The 10,557-nt window shown below is 44.9% G+C and carries 8 protein-coding genes; 6 read left to right on the top strand and 2 right to left on the bottom strand.

Features of this window, described 5'->3' with window-relative positions; genetic code table 11:
- On the top strand, positions 1-1,181 hold a 1,181-nt coding region (locus tag AAFP14_RS00355), incomplete at its 5' end, for a right-handed parallel beta-helix repeat-containing protein (RefSeq protein ID WP_341730364.1).
- Positions 1,182-1,460: 279 nt separating this feature from the next.
- Here the strand turns inward: AAFP14_RS00355 and dprA are convergent.
- Positions 1,461-2,612, bottom strand: a complete 1,152-nt coding sequence (gene dprA, locus AAFP14_RS00350) for a DNA-processing protein DprA (RefSeq protein WP_341730363.1) — start codon at positions 2,610-2,612, stop codon at positions 1,461-1,463.
- 178 nt (positions 2,613-2,790) lie between these two features.
- Positions 2,791-2,982: a hypothetical protein gene (locus AAFP14_RS00345; RefSeq protein WP_341730362.1), complete on the bottom strand. Its 192-nt coding sequence runs from the start codon at positions 2,980-2,982 to the stop codon at positions 2,791-2,793.
- Between the two features lie 31 nt (positions 2,983-3,013).
- On the opposite strand from AAFP14_RS00345, the gene AAFP14_RS00340 reads away from it, so the two are divergent.
- The 5 genes from AAFP14_RS00340 (at position 3,014) to AAFP14_RS00320 (ending at position 10,058) form a co-directional block, all read left to right on the top strand.
- Positions 3,014-5,023 carry a tetratricopeptide repeat protein gene (locus tag AAFP14_RS00340; protein WP_341730361.1) on the top strand — a complete coding sequence of 670 codons (2,010 nt, stop codon included), beginning with the start codon at positions 3,014-3,016 and terminating at the stop codon, positions 5,021-5,023.
- A gap of 631 nt (positions 5,024-5,654) precedes the next feature.
- On the top strand, positions 5,655-7,913 hold the full coding sequence (locus tag AAFP14_RS00335; protein WP_341730360.1) for a Calx-beta domain-containing protein: 2,259 nt from the start codon (positions 5,655-5,657) through the stop codon (positions 7,911-7,913).
- Between the two features lie 310 nt (positions 7,914-8,223).
- Positions 8,224-8,784 carry a Uma2 family endonuclease gene (locus AAFP14_RS00330; protein WP_341730359.1) on the top strand — a complete coding sequence of 187 codons (561 nt, stop codon included), beginning with the start codon at positions 8,224-8,226 and terminating at the stop codon, positions 8,782-8,784.
- Positions 8,785-8,860: 76 nt separating this feature from the next.
- Entirely contained in the window at positions 8,861-9,418 is a 558-nt protein-coding gene (locus AAFP14_RS00325) for a Uma2 family endonuclease (protein WP_341730358.1), read from the top strand.
- 79 nt (positions 9,419-9,497) lie between these two features.
- Positions 9,498-10,058, top strand: coding sequence for a Uma2 family endonuclease (locus tag AAFP14_RS00320; protein ID WP_341730357.1), 561 nt, complete (start codon positions 9,498-9,500; stop codon positions 10,056-10,058).
- Positions 10,059-10,557: the final 499 nt, after the last annotated feature.

The raw sequence follows: 10,557 nt of genomic DNA, 5'->3' as shown, positions 1-10,557 counted from the left end.
AAAGTCAATTAGAGACGGCGCAACAACAGCAAGCTAACCTGACAGCTCAAGTATCCGAGTTAGAGCAGAGTCGCTCCCAATTACAGTCAGAATGGGAAACAGCAAATCAAGAGCGATCGCAATATTACACCCAACTTCAGGAAATGCAAAGTCAATTAGAGACGGCGCAACAACAGCAAGCTAACCTGAGAGCTCAAGTATCCGAATTAGAGCAGAGTCGCTCCCAATTACAGTCAGAATGGGAAACAGCAAATCAAGAGCGATCGCAATATTACACCCAACTTCAGGAAATGCAAAGTCAATTAGAGACGGCGCAACAACAGCAAACTAACCTGACAGCTCAAGTATCCGAATTAGAGCATCAGTTAGCAAATTTCGATCGCGAAAAGTTGCAACTAAGTACACAATTATCAGAAATCCCAGCACAATCCCTCACGGGCGATGGAGAAATTGCAACACCCGCTGCTGAATCTGAGGAAATTGCACCATCAACTTTCCAGGCTCAAATCTCCAATAGCCTAGAATTGGTTGTTTGTCAACAAGGCCAAGGTAATTATACTACAATTAACGAAGCACTACAAAATGCAGCACCAAATACTCGCATTTATGTGAATCCGGGCTTATATTTAGAAAGTCTCATCCTCGATAAATCTGTGGAAATTATCGGTAAAATAGAAGCGGGAAGCATTGTTATTCAAAGTACCAATTCTAACTGCCTCAAAATGCAAACAGCATCGGCTTTAGTGCGAGGTTTAACCCTAAATGCTACTGGAAATTATTATGCGGTTGATATTCGGGAAGGAGAGTTAGTCATCGAAGATAGCGATATTACTTCTGCTGACTATTCTGTGGTGGGAATTTGCGGGCATAATGCTGCTTCTGTAATGCGTCGCTGTCAAATTCATGATGGCATCTGGAACGGAATTTTTATGTCCGATAGCGCCCAACTAACGGTGGAAGATAGTGATATTTTTGGCAATGGTACTGTAGGAATTGGTGTCGGATTGGGAGGGAAATTGATTGTACATCGGTGTCGAATTACTGGTAATGGCTCTGAGGCGATCGCACTTTATAAAGATGCTATTGCGAAGGTGGCAGATTGCGATTTGACAGGCAATTCTGGCGGCGCTTGGCGACTGGTAGATAATGGATATGTGGAAGGAAAAAATAATCAAGAATAAATATACAGCGATTCCCGCTGTATTGCGACACACTGGGAGCATCCCGAATTTGCAAATATATCGGTAGGGGCGAAGCATTCGCGTTGAAAATCTCTGATCTATCTATAAGATATGGGCGCGAATGCGAATCCCCTACAAAAATGCGATGCACCCCGCTTTTGTACCTCATAACAGCAGGAACCGCTGTAGCAATCCTTGGAGGAGTCGTAAATTTTTTACCCCACCCCAGCCCTCCCCTTACTAAGGGGAGGGAGGAAGAAATTCAGAAATGATGCGATGTCAGCACCGCTGGTATCGCATTCCCGGTAACTGGGAGACTAATCCTAATAATTCTAATTGCAATAGTGCACTAGAAATTTTGCCGGTATCTAATCCTGCGGCTTGGACAATGCAATCAAAAGCAATCGGACCAGATTCGATCGCACTTAACACCAAAGCTAATTCCCTATCCAATGCTGGCTCTTGCTTTTGGGGAGACGGATTGGCTGGAAATAGGGACAATTGTTGGGGAGAATCCAATTTGGGGATAGCTCCTAGCATTTCTAACAATCGTTCTTCGCTCAAAAGTCGATCGCTATTGGGCAGAATTGGATGAGCACCTTTACTCAATAATTCCAAACATCCAAAGGAAAGTTCATCATCTAATCTTGATGTCAAAACATAGACATCCCGGCAAAAATCATTAGCTTGATAAGCGGTAATTAAAGCACCAGATTGGCGCGGAGCTTCTATGACTATGGTAGCACGACTTAAACCAGCAATTATCCGATTTCTCCGGGGAAAATTAGTTTTATTTGGTTGAGTACCAGCGGGATATTCACTAATTGCTAATCCCTGCTGCAAAATGCGATCGTACAACTTATCATTTTGCCGAGGATAAACGATATCGACTCCCGTGCCTAATATGGCAAAAGTCCGCCCTCCCGCAGCCAAACAGCTTGTATGAGCTTCTGTATCGATTCCAGCCGCCAATCCCGACACCACAGTAAAACCGCTTTTAGCCAAAGCAGCGCTAAATTTACGAGTCCACCGTCTACCATATTCCGAAGGAGAGCGAGTACCCACAATTGCTACTGTGGGTGTAATTCCTTGACTTTCTTTGGTATCAACTGTACCCCGATAATATAAGACTGCTGGTGGAGTGGGAATTTCTAATAATAAACGAGGATAATCTCGATCGGCTGGTGTCCAAAAAAGAGGATTTTTGATGAGATGTTGTTCAATAAATTGTTGGGGATTAATCTTTTTTCGTTCTGCTATTACTTTTTCAATAGTCTGTTTACCAAAGCCTTCAATTTGGCATAAATCTAGGGATTTTGCCGTCCAAGCTGTTGCTAAACTCTGAAAATGTTCCTGCAATCTTTGTAATAAAATCGGCCCGATGCCGTTAATTTGAGACCAAGCCAGCCAGTAAGTGCGTTCTTCTGTCATGAATTGCCCTCAATTACTGTTGATTGAATTAGTTATGGACATCCCCAAAATTATTCTGGGCTTGGCATTCTGCTGTTCCAAGACTGGCTTTTTAGGAGATGTCTATTTTATCATTTTTCAACAATGAGTTTATGGGTATTTTTGATACCCGACTTCGTAGAAGTTGTTGGGTATCTGACTAGAGGGTGATGGAACCGGAGCGATCGCCACCATCTATCCTTTCGGGAAAGTGACAGAGTGGGAATTGTGGACACTTTTCCTGATAAATCAGAGGCTGGGCGTATTTTGGAGATAGTAAGCCAAACTCTCTGGAAATCGCGATTTTGACTGCTGACAGTAGCATCGCGATCGCCCCAGGAGCGATCGGCAAGCACTAACTCCTCCTAAGTAATTTCACGCTTATGCGAGTATCAAATGTAGCTTTTTTGACTCTGGCTGCCCTCGCATCCCAGAATTTAACTGCTAATGCTAGCAAAACTCCCGCTCCACCTCCGGCTGCTCCTCAAACACCACAAAGCAGCAACTTTGTGGATGCCATAAATAATACCGTAGCCCGTCCCGCTCATTCAATTAGCGCCCCAGAGACGATCGCCCACGAACAATTTTCCCCACGCATTGCTGTCAAATCCCAGACAGGTTTGCTCGTGGCGACAGCACCACCCCAGTCATCTATCCCAGCCAAAACCAAGGAAAACACTACATCTTCATCCGGTGATGAATTGACCAAATCCTTACAAGAAACTTGGCTAGCTAAATTAATCGAATCCGGTACTCAAACCATCCCCCAAGCTCGCGACGCTTTCGATTTGATCTCTCCCCGCGTTGGTGGCAATATCGACTCTGAATATAGTTTTAATCATACTGTAACTTTGCTCAATATTTTGCTGATTCTGGGGACCATATTTCCCCCAGTTACCCTTGCTTTTTTTTGGATGATGCGACGGCTGGTAATCAGACAGTTGGTGGCTGATGCCAATAAAAGATTACAGGGAATTGGTGTATTAGAATCAGAATTAATTAATTCTAGTCAGTTAAATCAAAAATTGAGAGATGAATTAGAAGCACAAATGAGTGCAGCCAAACAATCCATTGATTTTTTAAGTAAAGAAACTGAAGTTTCTAAATCTTCCGTCGAGCAAATAGAAACTCTCAAATCTCAATTTTTGATGCACCTGCAAGTTTTGCTGACGGAAGTTTACGAAAAAAAATCTCAAATAGTTCAAGAAATTTCTCAACTCCCCGCCGTGGTAGCCCAGGAAGTTGTCAAAGTCGCACCAACACCTCCCTCCAACAACTCCCCAGACTCAGAAGTAGCCTCGGTTTCTAGTGAGGACAATAATTTGATTGCTGATGATTATATCAAGCAAGGGGAAGGGCTTTATTTTCAAGGCAAATATGATGAGGCAGTAGTCTGCTTTGAAAAAGCTATTTTAACGAATAATAATTTAGATATGGCTTGGTATTGGCGCGGAAATGTGTTAATAAAGTTGCAAAAGTACGAAGAGGCGAGCGCCTGTTATGACCAAGCCATATCTATTAAATCAAATAACTATGAAGCTTGGTATCATAAAGCTAATTTGCTGGGAAAATTGCAAAAGTACGAAGAGGCGATCGTCTGTTACCAGCAAGCAAGTGCGATCGAACCCACAAATTATGCTCCCTGGCACAATATCGCAGCTTTATTGGGGAAATTACACCACTACGAAGAGGCGATCGCCAGTTACGATCGCGCCCTCGCCATCAAAGCAACCGACAGCGAAATTTGGCACAACCGAGCCGTGATGTTGGGTAAAATAAAGCAGTACGAAGCAGCAGTCGATTCCTACGATCGAGCGATTGCTATCTATCCCAATAGATACGAAACCTGGTACAATCGAGGTAATATGTTATGGAAATTGCTCCGCTACAAAGATGCGATTGATTCCTACGATCGAGCCATCAGCATCGCCCCAGACAAATATGAAGTTTGGTACAATCGAGGTGCTGTCTTCGGAAACATACACCGCTATCTGGATGCGATCGCATCCTATGACAAAGCCATTGCGATTAAATCAAACGACTTTGAAATTTGGCACAACCGAGGCACAGCTTTCGAGAAACTGTTGGATTACGCACCCGCCATCGCATCTTACGAAAAAGCGATCGAAATTAACCCTCAGTGTTATGAAGCTTGGTTTGGTAAAGGCGAAGCCTTAGCAAAATTGTACCGAAACCAAGAGGCGATCGCCGCCTATGAACAAGCGGTTGCGATCAAGCCTGATTCCTACAACGCTTGGCATCACTTGGGGACAGTGTTGTCGCAATTAAAGCGCTATGAAGAAGCAATGACAGCCTACGATCGAGCCATCGCTATTCAGCCAGAAAACGAGGAAGCAAGGCGCGATCGCCGCACTCTCATCTCAGAACTATAGCAGATGTTCAAGGCAGAAGGAATAATCGCCATAGAACCCCGACTTTGTAAAAAAAGTCGGGGTTCTGCGTTTGATGTGTTTGCTAGTTAGACTTAGGTGTAAATAGGGTAATGGGTAATGGGGAATGGAAAATGGGGAATCGGGAATCGGGAATGGAGAATGGGGAATAACCAATTACCAATTACCCATTACCTATTACCAATTCTCCAACGTACCTCATCTTTCACTCCAAAGACTATATTTATTTATTTTTCAAACATTTGTCCTGAAAATATCTCATTGTTTAGAAGCATAGAGGTGGACTATATAAACAATTCTTGCTTTCCAAATATCCGGTAAAACAACTATTAAATTCACCCCGAATATTCATAATAAATGGGAACTTTATACGGGCTGGTTGCTTCTGAGCTATTAACAGGGCAGGAAAACAGATTTACCTGACTAAGTGCTAGCAATAAAAGATTGCCTACGGCAATTATTTGACCTAACGGATAAGTATAGTCAATCATGACATAAATACCGGATTGTTGCACAAATCATACGTGTATAAAAATAGTGCAAAAAATCCCTAAAAAAATTCTACAGGTGCTTCTACTAAAGGCAAAAAAAACTAATCTGTGGAATTAAGAAAATGGCAAACATAACAGGAACTCTAGGCGCAGATCTCATACCTGGAACTTTACCAGACGGTCGCGTAATTAGCCTAGGCAGCTTGCTAGGCGACGATACAATCATTGGACTTGACGGTAATGATGCGATGGGTGCAGGCTCAGGAAACGACCTCGTATTCGGCGGCCCCGGCAATGATATTCTTAACGGCAACGAAGGCGACGACCAAGTATACGGTGGCAAAGACGACGACGTAGTATACGGTGGCAAAGGCAACGACTTAGTAAGAGGCGACATCGGCCGCGACAGCGTGTTCGGTAATGACGGCAACGACTCGATGTTCGGCGGTAAAGACAACGACACGATGTTCGGTGGTAAAGGCAACGACTTGATTCTGGGCGACCTCGGCGACGACGTACTCTACGGCGACCTTGGTTCTGATACCATGAGCGGTGGTGGTGGAAATGACCTGTTTGCGATCGGGCGAGTAGGCGACGGCAAACCCACAGCCACTACTGGCGGCCCCAGCGTCTCCGATGCCGACTTCATTACTGACTTTCAACTCTCCGGGAACGATGTCATCCAGTTATTTGGGGGACTGCAATTCAGCGATTTGCAATTCATCGACGGCACCGGCTCCAACGGCATCAGCATCGGCAACACCCTCGTTCGCGATACCGGCACCGGCGAGTATTTAGTCAACATCCAAGGTTTGACTGCTGCACAACTGAGTGCAAATCCGGGTTGGTTTCAATCCTCCGGGTTGCCCACACCCACACCAACGCCGACACCAACCCCCACCCCAACCCCGGCACCCACACCGACACCGGGAACAACACCTACAAGTGTCTTCAGCTTCAGCACCAATAATTACTCTACCCCCGAAGGCAGCCCCGCCACAGTCACAGTGATTCGCACCGGCAATACATCTGCCCCCGGAAGCATCAGCTTTGGTACCGTTGATGGTTCAGCCCTATCTACCGGCTCGGCTACTGATTATACTGCCACCACAGGAACCCTAAATTTTGCGGCCGGGCAAACTAGCGCCACTTTCACTGTCCCCACTTTGACCGATGCTATTAGCGAAGGCTCAGAAACAGTGAATGTATTTCTCAACAACGGTAATGTAGGCAGTCTCAATCCAGCCACTGTTACCATTTTTGATGGTGGAAGTGCCCCAGCTCCGACTCCGACTCCGATTACAACTCCAACGCCTGCAAGCGTCTTTCAATTCAGCCAAGGCAGTTACACGGTGAATGAAGGCGGTGCGGCCACCATTACCGTCACTCGCACTGGTGGGACTGGTGCAGCAACCATTAACTACGCCACCACCGACGGTTCAGCTAGTTCTAGCGGCACTAGCCCTGACTATACCGTTGGGGCGGGTTCCCTCAACTTTGCCGCTGGACAAAATAGCGCCAGTTTCACTGTCACTGCTTTGACTGATGCGATTACTGAAGGCCCGGAAACTGTCAACTTAGTTCTCAGTGGCGGTACTGTCGGCAGCAACCCGTCTATCTTGACGATTAATGATGTTGCGCCGACTCCGACTCCGACTCCGACTCCAACCAGTCCCACTCCCACTCCCACGACAGCAACTACTGGGCCTAGTATCTTCTTCTTTAGTGCCGCTACTTACAGCGGTAACGAAGGTAGCACTGTGAACGTGACAATCAATCGCTCTGGGGATTTGACAAAGGCAGGAACCATTCTATTTAGCACTGCTGACGGTTCGGCCACAGCTTCTGCCCCTGATTATGTCTCTGTCAGCAATGTGTCAGTTAACTTTGCTCCTGGTCAAGCTAGCGCTACAGTAGGTGTTCCCATCATCAATGATACGGTGCCGGAATTGACTGAGACTGTGAACTTATTCCTCAGTGGTGGCTCTGTAGCTAGTCCATCCGCAGCAGTCTTATCCATTCTCGACAGCAGTGGTGGGATCAGCAATGGATTCTTCTACGGTTCTGCTCCAGCCCCTGTGGCTGACAATACTAGCGGAACGTTTACCATCAACCGGACGAGTGGTGTCGGTACGGGTTCCATCGACTTTTTGATAGCTGCACCTGGTGGTGGCCAACCCCAGAATCTTACCGACTACTTTATCACCGGCTCTGGCGTAGTCCCCAACGCTACCGGCGGCACCGTGAATTTTGCTAACGGACAAACTAGCGTCAGCTTGACAATTAACAACATTGCTGGTTTGACTGCTGGTAATGTCAACCTAGGTTTCGGCGCTGGTTCCATTGGTACTCCAGCCTCAACCTCAATTACTCTACTCTAAGGTGATTTCCCTGGCGGACAATGCCCGCCTGGCGATCGCTAAAACCTGTATTTTTAGCACTTGAAATTCTCTTGTTTTAGCCTAGGTCATTTACACCGTTTCAGAATATGCCACCCTATTTAGGGTGGTTTTTTGTTGTCTTGAAATAATACTATAGCAATCCTAAATCATTTGTGAATTTCTTACTCCCGGACCTTAATAAGGGGAGGGTTGGGGTGGGGTAAAAAACTTTACGACTCCTGCAAGGACTGCTATATTTATCAAAATCAAGTGATAAGCTGAGATTCACTGCTCAAAAAGGAGAATAGTTATGTCTGTTCAGATTCAAAGACGGCTATTTACAGTGCAAGAATACCACATGATGAGTGAGGCTGGTGTTTTTGCTCATAACGAACGAGTGGAACTTATAGAAGGAGAAATCATCCAAATGGCCGCAATTGGTACTCGTCATGCTACTTGTGTGCGACGACTGATCCGACAGTTTCGCCAAATTCCTGAAGAAAGTGCTATTTTGGATGTTCAAAACCCAATTCGGTTAACTCAACGTACCGAACCTCAACCCGATCTAGTTTTGCTGCAATTCCGTTTAGACTGCTACGCTACAGCCCATCCAATACCGTCAGAAGTTTTGCTGTTAGTTGAGGTTTCTGATACTACAGTTGATTTTGACCGCGATGTGAAAGTACCTAACTATGCTCGTTCTGGGATTCAGGAAGTATGGTTGTGGGATTTAGAGGTTAACTGTTTAGAAGTTTATCGCTTTCCAACGGCAAATGGCTATACTTCCATCCAAAAAATTGAGAGGGGAGAAATGGTTTCACCGTTGGCTTTTCCTGATTTTGAAGTGAGCGTTGATTTGATTTTGAGTTAGCCTACTTTAGCAGTAGGTAGAATATTAGAATCAAAAATAGTAAACTTAGGTTAACTGCCGAAAAAGGAGAATAGTTATGTCTGTTCAGACTCAAAAGTGGCTATTTACTGTCCAAGAATATCACCTGATGAGTGATGCTGGTGTTTTTGCTAATGAACGAGTGGAATTGATAGAAGGAGAAATTATTCAAATGGCTGCAATTGGTACTCGTCACGCAAGTTCCGTTAAGCGTCTCACTAGATGTTTTAGCCTCATTCCAGAAGAGCTGGCAACTCTGGGTGTTCAAGACCCCATTCAGTTGACAGAAAAAACTGAACCTCAACCGGATGTTGTCTTGCTGCAACCTCGTGCTGACTACTACGCCACAGCCCATCCAGTACCGTCAGAAGTTTTGCTATTAGTTGAAGTAGCCGACAGCACTGTTGATAACGATCGCAATATTAAAGTCCCTATCTACGCTCGTTCTGGGATTCAGGAAGTATGGTTGTGGGATCTTGAGGTTAACTGTTTAGAAGTTTACCGCAATCCCACGGCAAATGGCTATACTTCCATCCAAAAATTTGAGCGGGGAGAAATTGTTTCACCCTTGGCTTTTCCTGAGTTTGAAGTGAGTGTTGATTTTATCTTGGGTTAGGGAGATTAGCTAGTAGTAGTTTGAATATTACTAGCAAAAATGGTAAGCTTAAGCCAACTGTTGAAAAAGGAGAATAGTGATGTCTGTCAAAATGCAAAGACGGCTGTTCACATTACAAGAATATCACCTGATGGGTGAAGCTGGCATTTTCGGTGAAGATGACCGAATAGAATTGATAGAAGGGGAGATTGTGCAAATGGCTGCAATTGGAACTCGTCATGCAAGTTGTGTAAACCGCCTCGCGCGGCGGTTCAGCTTGATTCCCGAAGATCTGGCGACTTTTGCTATCCAAAACCCAGTTAAGTTAACCGATCGCACTGAACCTCAACCGGATGTTGTATTGCTACAACCTCGCGCTGATTACTACGCCACAGCGCATCCAGTAGCGTCAGAAGTTTTGCTATTAGTTGAGGTTTCGGATAGTACAGTTGATTATGACAGAGATGTGAAAGTATCTATTTACGCGCGATCGCTAATTCAGGAAGTTTGGCTACTAGATTTAGTGGAAAATTGTTTGGAAGTCTACCGTCAGCCAGGCCCGAATGGTTATAGTTTAATGCTCAAGTTTTGGCGCGGTCAACAAGTTGCGCCGCTGGCTTTTCCTGAGTTTGAAGTGAGTGTTGATTTTATCTTGGGTTAGTATGAATAAGCAATGGCAGCTTACGATCGACTCTCTAAAAAAATTGCTAACTCTCCAGAAGACTCCCAACAATTACTACTTCAGATTTCTGAAGTCACAAAAAAGATTTTGAAAATCATAAATGTTTTAAATAGCATTTAGACTAATTAGCGACGACAGCAAGGGAACAAACAGCAGAGATTCGCGCAAAATATAACACGATGCGCCTAGCAGCAAAATTGCGCGAAATGGGGATTAATCCTGATGAAGTCTGAGGTTTTTTTTCGGTTGTTAAATTGAGGGCGATTCCCTACCATTAGGCAACGCTTCGCGCGTTCGGGATAGCTCAGCTTCACGCACTTTTTTTACAGCAGAAATATGAGAAATCTGGAAAGTGCGATCGCACCTCCGCTCGCCCTTTTAATTATTTATTATGGACTCTAGGGACACTGCATCGTTCGTACTTGTAGCGGGCGATAGATTAGCTTTTTTCCGATTGTCAATTATTAATTACAATTAC

Origin of the sequence: Microcoleus sp. EPA2 (genome assembly GCA_020882975.1) — a bacterium.
Taxonomy (GTDB): domain Bacteria; phylum Cyanobacteriota; class Cyanobacteriia; order Cyanobacteriales; family Microcoleaceae; genus Microcoleus.
Note: the sequence above shows the minus strand (reverse complement) of the source record. Positions and strands in the feature narration are given on the sequence as shown.